This is a genomic window from Arthrobacter sp. SLBN-53 (assembly GCF_006715585.1).
Classification (GTDB): domain Bacteria; phylum Actinomycetota; class Actinomycetes; order Mycobacteriales; family Mycobacteriaceae; genus Mycobacterium; species Mycobacterium neoaurum_A.
The window spans coordinates 3,725,462-3,741,445 of sequence record NZ_VFNN01000001.1 but is presented as its reverse complement, the minus strand read 5'-3'; the positions used below and the strand labels follow the sequence as shown (position 1 = coordinate 3,741,445).

General features: G+C 61.0%; 12 protein-coding genes. 11 read left to right on the top strand and 1 reads right to left on the bottom strand.

The window, feature by feature from the left end:
- Positions 1-34: 34 nt before the first annotated feature.
- The 7 genes from FBY28_RS17995 to FBY28_RS17965 all read left to right on the top strand — a co-directional run bounded on the left by FBY28_RS17995 (position 35) and on the right by FBY28_RS17965 (position 8,800).
- The gene (locus FBY28_RS17995) at positions 35-931 is read left to right on the top strand and encodes an alpha/beta fold hydrolase (protein WP_141868756.1); all 897 of its coding nucleotides are present in this window, start codon (positions 35-37) and stop codon (positions 929-931) included.
- 95 nt (positions 932-1,026) lie between these two features.
- Complete coding sequence (locus FBY28_RS17990; protein ID WP_174241675.1) at positions 1,027-1,896, top strand: cyclopropane mycolic acid synthase family methyltransferase; 870 nt, start codon at positions 1,027-1,029, stop codon at positions 1,894-1,896.
- A 497-nt stretch (positions 1,897-2,393) separates the two neighbouring features.
- Positions 2,394-3,278 (top strand): cyclopropane mycolic acid synthase family methyltransferase, encoded by an 885-nt coding sequence (locus tag FBY28_RS17985; protein ID WP_141868754.1) that lies wholly within the window; start codon positions 2,394-2,396, stop codon positions 3,276-3,278.
- A gap of 45 nt (positions 3,279-3,323) precedes the next feature.
- Positions 3,324-4,259 (top strand): endonuclease/exonuclease/phosphatase family protein, encoded by a 936-nt coding sequence (locus FBY28_RS17980; RefSeq protein ID WP_141868753.1) that lies wholly within the window; start codon positions 3,324-3,326, stop codon positions 4,257-4,259.
- Between the two features lie 566 nt (positions 4,260-4,825).
- A complete protein-coding gene (locus FBY28_RS17975) occupies positions 4,826-5,311 on the top strand; it encodes a hypothetical protein (protein WP_141868752.1) in 486 nt (161 codons plus the stop codon).
- A gap of 83 nt (positions 5,312-5,394) precedes the next feature.
- A complete protein-coding gene (locus FBY28_RS17970) occupies positions 5,395-7,242 on the top strand; it encodes a DUF4012 domain-containing protein (RefSeq protein ID WP_216847788.1) in 1,848 nt (615 codons plus the stop codon).
- A gap of 94 nt (positions 7,243-7,336) precedes the next feature.
- Positions 7,337-8,800 carry a tyrosine-protein kinase domain-containing protein gene (locus tag FBY28_RS17965; protein ID WP_141868751.1) on the top strand — a complete coding sequence of 488 codons (1,464 nt, stop codon included), beginning with the start codon at positions 7,337-7,339 and terminating at the stop codon, positions 8,798-8,800.
- 69 nt (positions 8,801-8,869) lie between these two features.
- Here FBY28_RS17965 and FBY28_RS26430 read toward each other — a convergent pair whose 3' ends face one another.
- Positions 8,870-9,844 carry a glycosyltransferase family 2 protein gene (locus FBY28_RS26430; protein ID WP_141868750.1) on the bottom strand — a complete coding sequence of 325 codons (975 nt, stop codon included), beginning with the start codon at positions 9,842-9,844 and terminating at the stop codon, positions 8,870-8,872.
- 406 nt (positions 9,845-10,250) lie between these two features.
- Here FBY28_RS26430 and FBY28_RS17955 point away from each other — a divergent pair, with 406 nt between their 5' ends.
- The 4 genes from FBY28_RS17955 to FBY28_RS17940 all read left to right on the top strand — a co-directional run bounded on the left by FBY28_RS17955 (position 10,251) and on the right by FBY28_RS17940 (position 15,862).
- Positions 10,251-12,251 (top strand): acyltransferase family protein, encoded by a 2,001-nt coding sequence (locus tag FBY28_RS17955; RefSeq protein WP_141868749.1) that lies wholly within the window; start codon positions 10,251-10,253, stop codon positions 12,249-12,251.
- A 146-nt stretch (positions 12,252-12,397) separates the two neighbouring features.
- Positions 12,398-13,105, top strand: coding sequence for a class I SAM-dependent methyltransferase (locus tag FBY28_RS17950; RefSeq protein WP_141868748.1), 708 nt, complete (start codon positions 12,398-12,400; stop codon positions 13,103-13,105).
- 67 nt (positions 13,106-13,172) lie between these two features.
- Positions 13,173-14,636 (top strand): O-antigen ligase family protein, encoded by a 1,464-nt coding sequence (locus FBY28_RS17945; RefSeq protein WP_141868747.1) that lies wholly within the window; start codon positions 13,173-13,175, stop codon positions 14,634-14,636.
- Entirely contained in the window at positions 14,633-15,862 is a 1,230-nt protein-coding gene (locus FBY28_RS17940) for a hypothetical protein (RefSeq protein WP_141868746.1), read from the top strand. Before FBY28_RS17945 ends, FBY28_RS17940 begins: the two co-directional genes overlap by 4 nt.
- Positions 15,863-15,984: the final 122 nt, after the last annotated feature.

The following is a 15,984-nucleotide window of genomic DNA, read 5'->3' as shown; positions in this document are numbered from 1 at the left end:
CGCATTGCGCGCGCGGGCGAACTGGAGGGCAGGTATGCAGATCCGTACGGGTGTCGCGCGCGCGGGCGAGCTGGACATCGTCTACGACGACATGGGAGACCCGGACCATCCCGCGGTGTTGCTGATCATGGGCCTCGGCGCACAGATGGTGTTGTGGCGCAAAGAGTTCTGCCAGAAGTTGGTGGATGAGGGGCTGCGCGTCATCCGGTTCGACAACCGCGATGTCGGGCTCTCGTCGAAGCTGCCGCACGCCCGCAGCGGTGCGCCCCTGGTCCCGCGGATGGCCCGTTCACTGGCGGGCATGAAGAGCCCGGCCGGCTACACCCTCGAGGACATGGCCGATGATGCGGCCGCGCTGCTGGATCAACTCGGCATCGAGCGCGCCAATATCGTCGGGGCATCCATGGGCGGCATGATCGCCCAGGTGTTCGCCGCCCGGCATGCCAGGCGTACCCGCTCGCTGGCTGTCATCTTCTCCAGCAACAACCAGGCGTTCCTGCCGCCGCCGGGCCCGCGCCAACTGCTGACACTGCTGTCCAAGCCCGACGACACCAGCCGCGAGGGCGTGATCGCCAATACCGTTCGCGTCTCGAAGATCATCGGCAGCCCCGGGTATCCCAAATCCGACGAACAGCTACGGGCCGAGGCCGCCGAAAGCTACGAACGTTCCTACTACCCGGCCGGGATCGGCAGGCAGTTCGCGGCGATCATGGGCAGCGGCAGCCTGCTTGCCTATGACCGACAGATCACCGCACCGACGGTGGTCATCCACGGCAAGGCAGACAAATTGATGCGACCGTCCGGTGGCCGGGCCATCGCGCGGGCAATTCCCGGAGCAAGGCTGGTGCTTTTCGACGGGATGGGCCACGAACTGCCCGAACCGCTCTGGGACGACATCGTCGGCACACTCAAAGCAAACTTTTCCGCATAAGCTCGGCCTTATCATCTACAACGCGTAGAGTCGCCGCAAGGGCCGGGTCGATGATGATCCGGGGGGACTTGGCAGGTCGTTGTGGGGATACAAAATTGACCGGACGCAAGAAGCTCGAACCGCATTTCTCGGATGTACAGGCGCATTACGACCTGTCTGACGATTTTTTCGCGCTGTTCCTGGATCCGACCAGGACATACAGCTGCGCCTACTTCGAGCGCGACGATATGACGTTGCACGAGGCCCAATTGGCCAAGATCGATTTGTCGTTGGGCAAGTTGGGACTCGAGCCCGGCATGACGCTGCTCGACGTCGGCTGCGGCTGGGGCGCGACCATGACGCGCGCACTGGAGCGCTACGACGTCAACGTCATCGGGTTGACGCTCAGCGAGAACCAGAAAGCCCATGTGGAGGCCGAGTTCGACAAATCGGCTTCCACCAGGGACAAGCGGGTGTACCTCAAGGGCTGGGAAGAGTTCGACGAGCCAGTCGACCGCATCGTGTCGATCGGTGCGTTCGAGCACTTCGGCTTCGAACGGTATGACGCCTTCTTCGAGATGGCCTACAACGTGCTGCCCGACGATGGCGTCATGCTGCTACACACCATCTGCGGCAAGCCCTTTCAGCAGATGATCGACGAAGGTATCCCGCTGACCTTCGAGATCGCCCGGTTCGTGAAGTTCATCCTCACCGAGATCTTCCCCGGCGGACGGCTGCCCTCGATCGAGAAGGTCGAGGAGCATGCGCTGCCCGCCGGCTTCACGGTGACCAGACGCCAGTCGCTGCAGCCGCACTATGCACGCACGCTCGACCTGTGGGCGGAGGCACTCGAGGCGCACCATGATCAAGCGGTCGAGATCCAGTCCGAAGAGGTCTACCAGCGCTACATGAAGTACCTCACCGGCTGCGCGAACGGTTTTCGGACCGGCTACATCGACGTCAACCAATTCACGATGGTCAAGTGAGACGTGCGCAAAGCGTGCGCACGGCCAAAGCTGTTGAAAATCAAGATCAAACGCACACTGGGCAAACGTGCCCCGCGCCCCACCGGGCACCGCGACTCCTGAATAGCGAAACGTGGCAGAGCAGGTCAATCGACTTGTCGCGCCAACCGTGCGCCATTTCAGCAAAGCCACTGACGGTGTGGCCAATTTGCTCTTCACCTGCGTTTCAGGCGCGAAATCGGGATGCGGCAACCCTTTTCCGCAATGACGTCCGCACGGCGCAACACCGGACACATATCCCCCATCCGCACGGGATGGGGTGTCACGGACGATAGAGTCGGGGAAAGCAGGATCGCCATGAGCAACGGCGCGATGGTGATCCATATCCGTTTTGTTGAGACACGCTGCGGGGGTCCCGAAGGACCGCATCCCCGGCGAGTAGGGTGCCCACACAAGTGGGCACCCGTGATGTGGTGGACGGCGTAGTCGGAACCCACCGAGAAGGGCAGGCCACCTCTATGTCTGACAAGTCGAGCGGCACCACGGACATGCGGCCGCATTTCGAGGAAATCCAGGCTCATTACGATCTGTCCGACGATTTCTTCGGCGTCTTCCAGGACCCGACGCGTAAGTACAGCAGTGCCTACTTCACCGGCCCCAGCGTCACGCTGTCCGAGGCCCAGATCGCCAACGTGGACCAGCACCTGGACCGGCTGAACCTCCAGCCTGGCCAGACGTTGTTGGAAGTCGGCTGCGGCTGGGGACTCACACTGCAGCGCGCCATGGAGAAGTACGACGTCAACGTCATCGGTCTGACGCTGAGCAAGAACCAGCAGGCGTACTGCAACCAGCTGCTCGGCGCCGTCGAGTCCGAGCGCACCTTCGATGTCCGGCTGGAAGGCTGGGAGCAGTTCCACTCTCCCGTCGACGCCATCGTGTCGATCGAGGCCATCGAACACTTCGGTTTCGAGCGCTTCGACGAGTTCTTCAAGAACAGCTTCGACATTCTGCCCTCGGGTGGCCGCATGACGATCCAGAGCAGCTGCGGGTACCACCCCGACGATCTGCGCGCGCGCGGCAAGAAGCTCACCTTCGAGCTGGCCCGGTTCGCCAAGTTCATGGCCGAGGTGATCTTCCCCGGTGGCCGGATCCCGAGCACAAAGATGCTGGTGGAGCACGGCGAGAAGGCCGGCTTCACCGTGCCCGAGGTGCTGTCACTGCGCAATCACTACATCAAGACCCTGGGCATCTGGGCCGCGCGCCTGGAGCACAACAAGGACCAAGCCATCGCCGCGGCCGGCGAGCAGCACTACAACGACTACATGCGCTACCTCACCGGCTGCCAGTACTACTACGTCGACGAGGCGCTCGACGTCAGCCTGGTCACCTACGTCAAGCCGTAGTCCCCGGCCCCGCCGCGACGATATCCGCCAGTAGCCCTTCACCAGATGACGCTGATAGTCGGCTCGCTGTTGCTGGCGTGCGCGGCGGTCGCCGCGGTGGCACGGTCGGTGCCTGCCGCAGGTCGGCTACTGCTCGCGACGGCGGCATTATCGCCGTATCTGATGCTCGGCGCGCCGGCGGCGGCCGTCATGTTCGCACTCGGCCGGCACTGGGTGCCGGCGGCCGTGGCCGCCGTCGCGACCGCGGCGGCCATCGCCTTTCTGCTCCCACTGCGGGGACGCAGCCCTCGTCCCGAGGGCGGTGTGCCGGTGCGGTTCGTCTCGGCGAATCTGTTGCTCGGCAAGGCCGAGGCGGACGCCGTGGCCCGGCTGGCCCGTGAACATGCCGATGTGATCGCCGTCCAGGAGCTGACCCCGAAGCTGGCCGAGGCGCTGTCAAGCGCACTGGCACAGGACTTTCCGCACTGCGAACAGCGACCGAAGGATCGCGCGGCCGGGGTCGGGATATGGAGCCGCTACCCGATCACGGCGTCCGGCGCCGACGGGACCTTCACCCGGGGATTGTTGTGGGCACGGGTGCGCCTGCCGGGCACCGATTCCGAGCCGACGTTCATCTCCACCCACATGCCGCCACCGCGGTCGGCGTTCCCGTCCTGGCGCGCCGATATCGTGCGGCTCGGCCCGACGCTGCGCGAGCTGCCGGCGACGGGACCGGTGATCGCGGGCGGCGATCTCAATGCGACCCCCGATGTCGTGGAGTTCCGCCGCCTGTTGGGCAGGGGCGGTTACCGCAGCGGTGCCGCGCAGGCCGGTGCCGGGCGGATACGTACCTACCCCAACCATCTACGCCGCCGGGGTATCCCACCGATGTTGGGGCTCGATCATGTGCTGACCCGCAAGGCGACCGTGACGGCGATCCGAGCCGTTGCGGTGGCGGGTTCAGACCATCGCGCGGTGGCCGCGACCGTGGTCGTGGACTGAGGCCTCGGCCCGGTCACGCGGCGTCATCGGCGTGGTCACGCAGGGCCTGATCGCACGGTCGGCCGTTGCCAATTCGGCCCCCGCGCGAACGCCGGGACACCTTGGCAGCCATGCGACACGCCCCGACGGTAAATGAACAGCAACGTCAATATCCGGATGACCCCACCACCACTCGACGGCAAGGTGCAATAACGGCTACCGCGGAGCCAGATTCCGAGCCGATGGCTGCCACGGCACTAGGAGTCCCCATACTCGACAAACCGGCCCACGCGGCGCCACAACACGACGTGTGGCTGCAATCACAGCTAACTCGAAGACCGCCTCGAGCTCGCACTCTGTCAGCAAACTTTCAAAGGGGCGTGGCTTGAACGCGACTAAAGGCTCACAACAGCCGTTTGCGACAGTTGCGTGGTCAATTTTTGACGGCAATCGATTGCGCGCACGCGGAGCCCACAAACAGTTGCCAGATACGGCGATGCAGCCATACAACCTGCGAAAACGTGTTGACAGGACGTTCCCAGTCTGACATGCTTTGCGCAACTCAAAGGCCCATCCAAGGGGGAGAAATGTCCGCAGTTTCGCGCAAGGTGAGCATGGGCCTGGCGGCTGGCGCACTGGCCGCCGCAGCAACGCTCACGCCGGTTACCGTTGCCCATGCCGGCCCGTCGCAGGCCCCGTTCAGCGCCGCCGGCGCCCTTGGCGGGCAGCTTGGCGGCGGTGACGAGTGCGTGACGGTGACGGGCGACTCATGCGAAGGCGCTGCCGCGCTTATCGTCAGTCAAGCCCAAGCGAATGCGCTGCCCACCCCCGAGCAGGCCATCCGCGGCATCTTCCAGAACAACCTCTGGTGGTTCGGCACCGCCAACCCGACTCCCCCGCCGAGCTCGCCGGTCCTCACCTTCCAGCCGCTGAGCCTGGTGCCCGGATTCTTGAAGCCGCTGTACGGCTGGTTCACCCAGAACCTCAACCTGGAGGCCTGTGTCTTCGGCGCATCGCTGCGGGTGGGCCCGTATGGCACCACGACCTTCTCCGTCGGGCGTGGTTGCGCCTGATTTTGAGCTCTGCCCAGAAGCTGATCTCATCGGCGCGGATCCACTCAGTGGGTCCGCGCCGATCTGTGTAGAAAGCGCGCTGAGTGCCCAACGTTGATTCCGTCGATGATGACGACAATGAATTGTCAGGGAAAGAACACCGCGGAAGGCTTGAAGACGCGCGCTCCCGGCTGAAACGACACCGCCGAGCCCTCTTTATCGGCGGACTGGTGGCCGTGGCCATCGTGGTTGCTTTTCTGGGATGGCTCGCCAAGAGCGGGCTGGACGCCAAGGCCGCCCTGGAGCAAGCGCGCAGCAACGCCCAGCAGGCCAAAGATGCTCTGCAGCAGGGTGATTCCGAGGCGGCATCCCGATTTGTCGATCACGCCCAGCATCACGCGCAGGTGGCGAGCGACGCGACGCACTCACTACCCTGGACGGTCACCTCGGCCATCCCGTGGGTGGGCAGCCCCTTCCGCACCGGCCAGCAGATTTCCGATGTGGTCCTCGGCCTGGCCAACGACGTTCTCAAGCCCGCGGCGCAAGCCGGCACGGCGTTGTCGCCCGATCGGCTGGTGGATGGCAGCCGGGTCGACGTCGCGTTGCTGCGCTCGGAGGAGCCAAATCTGACCTCCTTGGCTGAGGCCGCGACCCGGCTGAACAGCGAGGCGCAGGCAATCTCGGATCCTCGATACGTGTCGACACTCTCTGACGCGCGTACACAGCTGCAGGAGCAGACGGCTCAGATCACCGGGCTGCTGGAGAATACGGCGGTGGCCTCGCAGCTGGTCCCGCCGATGATGGGCGTCGACGGTCCGCGTTCTTACTTCATGGCGTTCCAGACCAACGCGGAGGCGCGCGGCACCGGGGGCCTGCTGGGCGGTTTCGGAGTCCTGCGATTCGACAACGGCGTGGCGACCGTCGATACGCTCGGCGCCAATACCGAGTTGGACAAGCCCTTCACGCCTATCGACCTGGGAGCTGAGTTCAACCAAAACTACGGCTACGCCAACCCATTCGGCGACTTCCGTAATAGCAACTTGAGTCCGCACTTCCCGTATGCGGCGCAGATCTGGAAGTCCATGTGGGCCCAACAGACCGGCATGAATGTCGACGGTGTCATAGCCCTCGATCCATTCGCCCTCAGCTACATCCTCGGCGCGGTGGGCCCGGTGACCATGCCCGACGGCGAGCAGGTGACCAAAGACAACGTCGTCGAGCTGACCGAATCGACCGCCTACGCTCGCTTTCCCACCGATCAGGCGGCGCGAAAGCGCTATCTGCAGGACATCGCCAGCGAAGTAGTCAAGAAGGTGACAGGGTCCACCGGATCGCCCAAGGCGCTACTGGAGGCGCTCGGTAAATCCGTAAGCCAGAGTCGCATCGCGGTATGGAGCGCAGTGCCCGCCGAACAGGAATTGCTGGAGCAGACGCCTTTGGCACATATCGTTCCGGATGACGACGCACCCTACGCCGCCGTAGTTCTGAACAACCTCGGCGGCAACAAGATGGACTACTACCTAAAACGCGAGATCGAGTACGTGGCTGACGGATGCAGCGGAGAAAGCCGGAAATCGACGGTCAGCGTGCGACTGCAAAATGACGCACCCTCTACTCCGCTCCCCAGTTATGTCGCCGGGACGGGCGGGCTCGACCCGAGCTTGCCGATCCAATTGCCGAGCGGTTCGATGCTGACATCGGTCAAACTGCTTGCAACGAGCGGAGCAACGTTGGAAAGTGCTCTCTCGAACGGCGAACGCGTCCAGGTATTCACTGGATCAGAACGTGGCCATCCCACCTTTGAGGTTCAAGTGGTGATCCCGCCTGGTCAGAGCGGAGAATTGAGCTTCCGCCTTTCCGAACCGACGGCGCCTGATGCAGCCCGCGTGCCTGTTCAGCCACTGGTCGACGAGGTTGCACCCAAAATCTCGGTGCCAGAGTGTGGCCGGTGACCCATGGGTATTCGAAACGGCGAGGCACTACTGGACGATCAGTGACGCGGGGTAGCGTATTCGCGGCTGGGCATTCCGCAGTAAAGGGGCAATCGTGACTCTGCAAGATTTCGTCAAACTACTGCGAGCCCGATGGATCACGATGGCTGTGACGGTGGCGGCGGCAGTGCTGGGAGCTCTCGCCTTCACATTGCTCACCACTCCCCAATACCAGGCATCCACAAGGCTTTTTGTCTCAGCTTCCGGTGGAGACAGCGTTGCCGACACTTACCAAGGTAATCGACTTTCGCAGGAGCGGGTTCTTTCATACGCGGAGCTGCTGATGGGCGAGACTTTGGCCCAGCGAACAATCGACAAGCTGAATCTCGGAGTGAGCGCGTCATCCCTTCGCGAAAGAATCAAAGCCACCGCGAAACCAGAGACGGTACTCATCGATGTCAAGGTTCAAGATCCATCGCCAGTCCAGGCGCGTGACATCGCAAATGTTCTGTCCGACGAGTTCGTGACCATGGTGAGAGAGCTGGAGACGCCAGAGGATGGGTCTCGACCCGACGCTCGTGTTGTAGTTGAGCAGCGGGCATCGATTCCAGACAAGCCAATTTCGCCAAACCTACTCAACAACCTGCTCTTGGCGCTCGCATTCGGACTCGTCGCCGGAGTTGGCCTTGCAATCCTCCGTGGACTCCTCGACAACACGGTGAAGGATAAAGAAGCGCTTGAACAGGTGACCGGCGTGGGCATGGTCGGCATCATTCCCAGCGACAAGGAACGCCGGAAGGATCCGCCAATCTCCTTCGGCCAGGACAACTCTGCAATTGCTGAGGCGTTTCGAAAGCTTCGAACCAATCTGCAGTTTCTAGCTGTCGACAATCCTCCTCGCGTCATCGTCGTGACGAGCTCGATGCCCGGAGAAGGAAAGTCGACGTCATCGATCAACATCGCGTTGGCGCTTGCCGAGGCCGAACACAATGTACTGATTGTCGATGGCGATATGCGCCGCCCCAAGCTTGATAAGTATCTGAATCTGGTTGGCCAAGCAGGCCTCAGCACCGTTCTGAGCGGAAAAGCGGACCTGTCTGACGTTCTGCAGAAGACTCGCTTCCCCGGCTTGACCGCCCTCACCTGTGGAACCATTCCGCCCAATCCCAGTGAGCTGCTTGGATCGATGGCCGCCAAAAAGTTGTTGGCCGAGATGCGCGGAGAATTCGATTACGTGATCATCGATTCTTCGCCGCTCCTTGCCGTTACAGACGCAGCGATACTGGCGGCTGAGTCCGACGGAGTACTCATCATGGCCCGATTCGGGCAAGCAAAGCGGGATCAACTGGCGCACGCATTGTCCAACCTTGAGCACGTGGGCGCACGTACGTTAGGGACAGTGCTCACGATGGCACCCGAACGCGGGGACGCGTCGTACAGCTACACCTATTACGGGCAATCCGAAGCTGAACGATCGTCAAGATCTGCCATAGTCGACACAGTCGCTTCCTCGACCAGCGATGAGCCGGAAACTGCCGAAAGCGCACATACCAATGCGCATCAGCGGCGAAAGCCGTAGAAAAGGCGAGAGCGGTGCACCCCTGCGCTCACCGATGGCGTTACACACCTATCCCGACAGGCGTGAGCATCAACGGACACCGCCGGTCGACGATGTGACTCGATCAATCAGACGCCGCGGCATTAGGCCGGCGATCCCAATGGCCGCCGGCCCAGGCGCTGGCAAACACCCCGAACGTCGAAGCGCCGCCAGCGCGGCACGGACCCCGCTGCGTGAACGACCTGCAAGTGCGTAGCGGAGTGTTTGCGCCGCAATGAAATCAGCGTAGATGTGTCGATCTACTTTAAGTGCACGGTCAGCCCAGGCCAAGGAACTCCGCCAGTCAGTGCTCGCTGATATGGATCCGGCAGAACCGAGATTTATGCGGACAACGGCATCGGGCGCCTGCACAAACGAAATCCCAGGCTGGCGACCGAGCCGCACCAACCAGTCCCAATCCTGGTGTCTGCGTAGGGATTCATCCCACTCAGTCGCTTTCGCCAACTCGGTCGACAACAGCAAGGTCGGCGTGGTCATCGTGGGGCGCCCACCGCTCGGGGGACGCCGGCGAAACAGGTAATGCTCCACAGACTCGGCCTCCCCGATGAGCCTGTCCGGGCTGGGTCTGGAGACGCTACCGGTCCGCGAGTCCACGAACAGTTGGCGTCCCGAAACCACGGTGCGGCTGGGATCTCGAGTGTCGAGAACTGCGAACTGTGCGTCGAGTTTGGTTGGTAACCACTCGTCGTCGTCATCGAGAAGCGCGACGAAATCCATCTCAGCCGCCGCAATACCCATGTTTCGTGCGTGCGAACCACCAGCGCGACCCTTTGTTCGCAGAACTCGATCCGCAAGATCGTCCACTCCACGCGGAAGATCCTCATTCGGCCCGCCATCGTGAACCACAATCAACTCAACCCGCGCACCGGATGTCTGTTGCCGGACACTTGCCAGCGCTCGCAGAAGCTCCGGCCGTCCGACGGTCGGTACGACGACCGAAACTGATGGCGCACAGGGACGGCCAATATCTGTGCCTACATCCTCGGGCAACAACGGCCCCCTCACTCGCTTATCAGGTGCGGCAAAACACCGAGATCAATCTCGACGGGCCACGTAACTCGCTACCGGCACAGATTACTCCCTGCACAGCTCACCGATGCTGTCTAAGCCAACCCATTGTTCGGGTGAGTTCTACCCCTATCTCGATGTGTCGGTAAGGGTCGGCTTGGCCGGAGGCAGCTGGTCGAGATCCGCTGCTTCGGGCCCTACGTCGACACCAAGTATTGAGTCGTTTCATCCCGTGCCACGACGCCGGGAAGACGAATTAGAACTCACCCATTTTCCCTGCTCTGCCCCGACGCAGCCCCTACGATCGAAACTGCCGATCACCGGGGGTGGGCAATTGACAAGTCGCCGCACAGCAGTTCCTCTACGCAAGGGACATTTGCATCACCGGCCTGACCTTCAGGGGATGCGTGCTGTCGCCGTCCTTGTCGTCTTCGCCAACCATCTCTTCGACTGGCCCAGCGGCGGGTTCGTCGGTGTCGACATCTTCTTCGTCCTATCCGGATTCTTCATCACTGGAATTCTGATACGAGAACGCACAGAAACCCGCACCCTGTCGTTCCAAAACTTCTATGCTCGGCGCGCGAAACGCATCCTGCCGTCCGCCTTACTCGTCATTACGATCACCGTGACCGCGGGCTTCTTCCTGTTCCCCGCGACACGCGCACGCGCGACCCTCATAGACGGCCTCTACGCGGCGATCTTTGCGTCCAACTGGCGCTTCCAAGCCGTTGGGGCCGACTACTTCCAGCAGACCCAACCCCCCTCACCACTACAACACTATTGGTCGCTGTCAATCGAGGAACAGTTCTACTTCATCTGGCCGATCCTGCTGTTCGCCATATTCGCCGCCACCCGCCGGGCCATGACACGGGGACGCGCAGCTACCCGCCAGTGGGGACTGTTCGGATCGATGCTGGCCATCGCCGTCTTATCCGCCGCATGGGCCATGTACCAAACGCTGACCGACCCCAACAGCGCCTACTTCTCTACCTTTACCCGAATATGGGAGCTCGGCATCGGCGCGCTCCTCGCCATCGCAGGAGTGTGGCTGGCGCGCATACCCGACCAATACCGGCCTGCCCTGGCATATCTCGGACTTGCGGGCGTGGCAGCGTCGCTATTCCTGATCAATGAAACATCCCTGTTCCCTGCGCCGTGGGTTGCGCTACCCGTGCTGTCCACCGCGCTCGTAGTCGCGTCATTCCACGGCGTCGAAGTTCGGGCAGTCCCGCTGCTCACCAACCCAGTTGCGCGCTGGTTCGGCGACACCAGCTACACCCTGTACTTATGGCACTGGCCGGTCATCATGCTGCTACTCGCCGTGATTCCACGAGACACCGCGTTCTATGTGCTGGCGGTAGTACTGCCGCTCGGCCTTACCGCCCTCACCTACCACTTCTACGAGAACCCGATCCGGCAATCAGACTGGCTTACCCCCGGAGATCGAGACGTTCCTTGGTACAACAGCCCGAGGTTCTACGCTGGTATCGGCGCGCTCACCGCCGCCGCGGTGGCATTGTCGATCGCCGGGATGTGGCGCGCCGACCAGCAAGCCGAGATACTGGCAAACACGCACTCACGCTACAGCGCGGCCACCACGACCGAACCTGTCGACTACCCGTGCCTGGGCTCTGCTGCGATGGTCACGCCCGGTTGCCCCATCTTCGACCCGAACGAACCGGTGCGTCCGTCTATCGATCATTTCGCGGACGATAACGGTGGGGCATTCGAGTGTTACCAAGAAGAAGACGATCCGCAGATGCGTAGCTGCACCTACGGCTATGAGGGCGCCGGCGCGGTCCGCATCGCCGTCGTCGGCGACTCTCACGCAGCCGCGCTACTGCCCGGACTACTCCCCTCGTTGGGTCAGAACAAATGGAACCTGACCACCTACATCGGATTTCGCTGCCAGTGGCGGCTTCCCGCCTACGACGACGAGTGCGACGTTGCTGAAATTCAAGACAAGCTGATCGCCGAGCGATACGACGTTGTTGTGACGACGGCATATCGGATCTACGGAGGTGACCGCCAGGTCTTCGCCAACGCGTGGGAACCGGTGATCGCAGCGGGTTCCCGCCTGGTCGTGGTGAGCGACAACCCTGCTAACACCGAGGACGCCATCTCTTGCGTTAGTCGAGTCGGCAGCAACATCGTCAACTGTGGCAACCCCACCAGCGTGGGATTCAAGAACCCCGACCCACTCATGGACGCAGCAGGACCGAACGTCACGGTTGTCGATTTACGAAAGTTCTTCTGTAAAGGCGATCGATGCCCATCGGTCATCGGGAACGTCATCGTCTACCGAGACACCGATCACGTCACGGCTACCTACATGTCGACTCTAACCAGGGAGCTAGAGGGCGGAATCAAACAGGCGTTGAGTGCGCAGAGACCAACCAGATGAATTCCACCCTGCCCTGACGAGTTCCGACCTCGCCAGGCACGCGTGGACTACGGCGAAACCATCGGGCACCATCGAGTACGGCCACGCATTCAACTGCGCGAGAGTCGGGATCGCGGTTGAATGTATTGGGCGATAAGGCCACACAGATGGGAACACGGTTGAAAATTCCAGCGATCCTGGCCAAAGCACCACGGTTGCAACAACTCGCGCGCAGAGCGACTTCCGCGCTCAGGGGTGGAAAGTCCTTCACCTCGTCGGCAAACTACTGGGAGGACCGCTACCGCCAAGGGGGGACATCGGGCGCTGGATCCTACGATCGTCTTGCCGAGTTCAAGGCACAGGTCCTGAATACGTTCGTCAAGGAGAACAACATCCGGAGTGTCATCGAGTTCGGATCTGGCGACGGCGCCCAGCTCGAGCTGGCGGACTACCCTGACTACACCGGGATAGATGTATCGACAACCGCCATCGAGACGACCCGTCGCCGGTTTGCAGGTAACACCGCGATTCGCTTTCTTCATACGGCCGAGGTACCCGGTGATCTGCAGGCAGATCTTGTGCTGTCGTTGGATGTCATCTATCACCTCGTTGAAGACGAGGTGTTCAACGACTATATGAAGCAGCTATTCGCGGCATCGTCGCGCTGGGTGATCATCTACGCCAGCAACGAGTCCCAACCTCACCAGACGCCGCACGTCCGCCACAGAGAGTTCACCAGGTGGATCGACGCCAACGAACCTCGCTTCCGACTCATTCAGCGAATACCCAACGCCTACCCTTACTCAGCAGACGATCCAGATCACACTAGCTTCGCTGACTTCTACATTTTCGAGTTGTCGCCTGCCGCTGGCTAAATCAGATACCCCAGCACACGCGGATATGCGATAGCAAAGCCACGGGCGCCTGTTAGTCTTCTAAGTCGTGGCGGGCGGTCTGGTGACACTGGTATGGATCGCCCTGACGGTGTTGGCGATTGCGAGCGTTTTTGCGTCCAGACAACTGATCGCCGAGGCCTGGAGTCCCGGGGCGCGAGCACAGGCATTTTCTGCCCAAATAATAGTAACCGGCGGTACATTTAGTGCCACGACTCTAATTGGCAGTCGTGAACTCCTGCAAGCCGCTACGCTCGCCGGATTCGTCGCCAGCCTCCTACTCTCAGAGCTTTCAGGTTCTAAGAGGCCCCATCCCGAACGACGTTCATCCGCACCAATAATGAACGGAACCCCTGCGGGTCTAATACTGGCATTCTGGGCGTGGCTCTTTTGCGTGAATATCTGGATGGCCGACGACGAGACAGCTTACTCGGCACTATCTCGTATCGTGTCTGGCATCGCTCTGGCTGCGTTCGTAATAACCCAACGATACCGACCGATAACGGCTGCCCAGTTCTTCTCAGCTGCACTCACCACAACTACGTTCGTTGTCGTAACCGTGCCGCTCACTCCGGGCGCTTTCATCCCGTGTGGCAAGTTCAAATGCACCGATTTCGATGCAATTCTTCAAGGACCTTTCGAATCAGGCAACCTGCTCGGACTGATGGCCGCGATTTCAGGCGCCCTGCTTTTGGCCACATGCAGTATATCCAAGAAATCCATGGTCACCATGGTTTTCCTGTTCGCAATACTCTATGCGACCATGTCCCGGACTTCGTCCTTAGCACTCGGCGCCGGCGTAGCTTTGATGGCCTTCAATCGCTTTCTGTCAATGCCGAAAAGAAGTTACCGAGCATCGCCGCTGTCCATCACCCTGGTCGCTTTGTCAGTATCGGTATTACCGATTGCAATAGGAATGGCGCTGGTCTTTCGCGCTCAGCTGTCGGATTTCAGCAACAGGGGTCGGATCTGGATACTGGGCCGCGAAGCAGTGTCTGGGTACGCCGCGAGTGGTCGCGGTATTGACTGGTGGGACGCACTAACACACGCCGGTTACTTCGGCAAAACGTTCGACCGCTTTCCCCATAGTGAATACCTACTCATCTACTTTTCCGGCGGGCTGATCGGTTTGGCGCTATTCGCTGTCGTTATGTTTCGCGTGACAGCGTCTGCGATCGAGAATTATCGATCGACCGCACGTGGTGCAGTGGTGCCACTCGTGTTCGCAGTCTGCGGGATAATTGAGGCGATCTGGAATCCACTTACCATCGATGCCGGAACGTGGCTATTCTTCGCACTTGTATCTGTATGTGTTGGTACTGCAGGTCGAAACGTTCCAGAAGAGACTTCACAACCCAGAGCGGGCACTTCATGGATGCCGAAGCAGACAAGGTGTGCGTCCGAGGGACGGGTAGTTCATGATGATTCACCATTGCTTTATTCCAACGACCATGAGCGTCGCTCACCTGCCGGCGAATTAGCACAAGACGGTCAGCCGGAACATCGAGCGTGAATTCCAGATTTCGCGCCGCAGGGAATGGCGCAAGCCGCCTTGCCGGCTTCGGCCTGTCGACGGTTCTGTTGGCGGTGGTATCTGTGGCCTCAGTCCCCGCCATGGTTGGCGCCGACGGTGTCGCGGCGTGGGGAGCCATAGCGTTAGGACAGGCCGTCGGAGCCGTCGCCTGCCTGGTGGTGGGTTACGGCTGGAACGTCTCGGGTCCATCGATCATCGCTCGTGGTGGAACAGGCACCAGGCGCAGAGAATATGCCGACTCAGTTCGGGTAAAGCTCAGCTTGTTGGCGCCCGCAGGCGTACTGGCAGCTGCTGTTGCGGTAGGGCTATCTCCTCAGCATGCGCCCTTCGCCGCTGCTGGCGCGTTGTCGGCGACCCTCGTGTCGCTCACCAGCAACTGGTACTTCGCGGGATTGGCGAGGCCGTATACCTGGCTGTGGCTTGAGATCGTGCCGAGGGTGCTGAGTACTGCCTTCGGTATCGCCCTCATGCATGCTGGATACGGAGCGTTGATCGGTCTGGCATCAACCTCGGCCGGCATGGTTATCGGATTGATTTTCGTTTCATTGTGGGTGCGTCATTCAACCAGTTCGGAAGCTCGTTCGGCCCCTCCCAAAAAGCCACTACGAGAGATCCTGGCCTCGCGACGCCATGGCATTGTATCTATGGTTATATCGCAGCTCTTTCTCACGGCGCCATTTGTGATTATCGCCGTCGCAGCCCCTTGGGCGCAGGCGACGTATGCACTGGTCGATAAAATTCGACAACTCGTCAGTGCGGGACTCAATCCAATCGTTGTTGTCTTTCAGGGCTGGGTACCGCGCGCAGCAGATAGCGCTCTACCGAGTAGAAGTCGTACTGCTCTAGCGGTCACCGCTGGCTTAGCTGTCGCGATCGGGATGACGCTTATCGTGTGTAGTCCCACCCTTGCCAACTGGTTGAGCGATCGGCAAATTGACATATCCACGTCAATGGGCTTTCTAACCGCATGCATCATTGCAGTTGACCTGTTCAACTCGGTGTTGGCATATGCGGTAATAACTTCGTTCAACCGCGTCAATATAGTGTCCTCCGCGACTCTTGTCAGTTTCGTCGCGCTACTACCGACTGCCATCTACGGCGCCCTGCAGGGCGGTGCAGAAGGAGTGCAGGTGGCAGTGTTGTGCGGCCTAGTGCTACGTGTGATGATGCTGCTCGCTCGAATTTCACGTAATCTGCGCGGCTAGCTCGTCGGTACCGCCGAGCGCTTTCTCGGTAACCGGCTATTACCATGGCGTGGCCGAATCAGCGCGGGAGCCAGAAAATTCTCGACGCAGAAATCCGCGGGCGCAAAATCGTTCACAGTTTC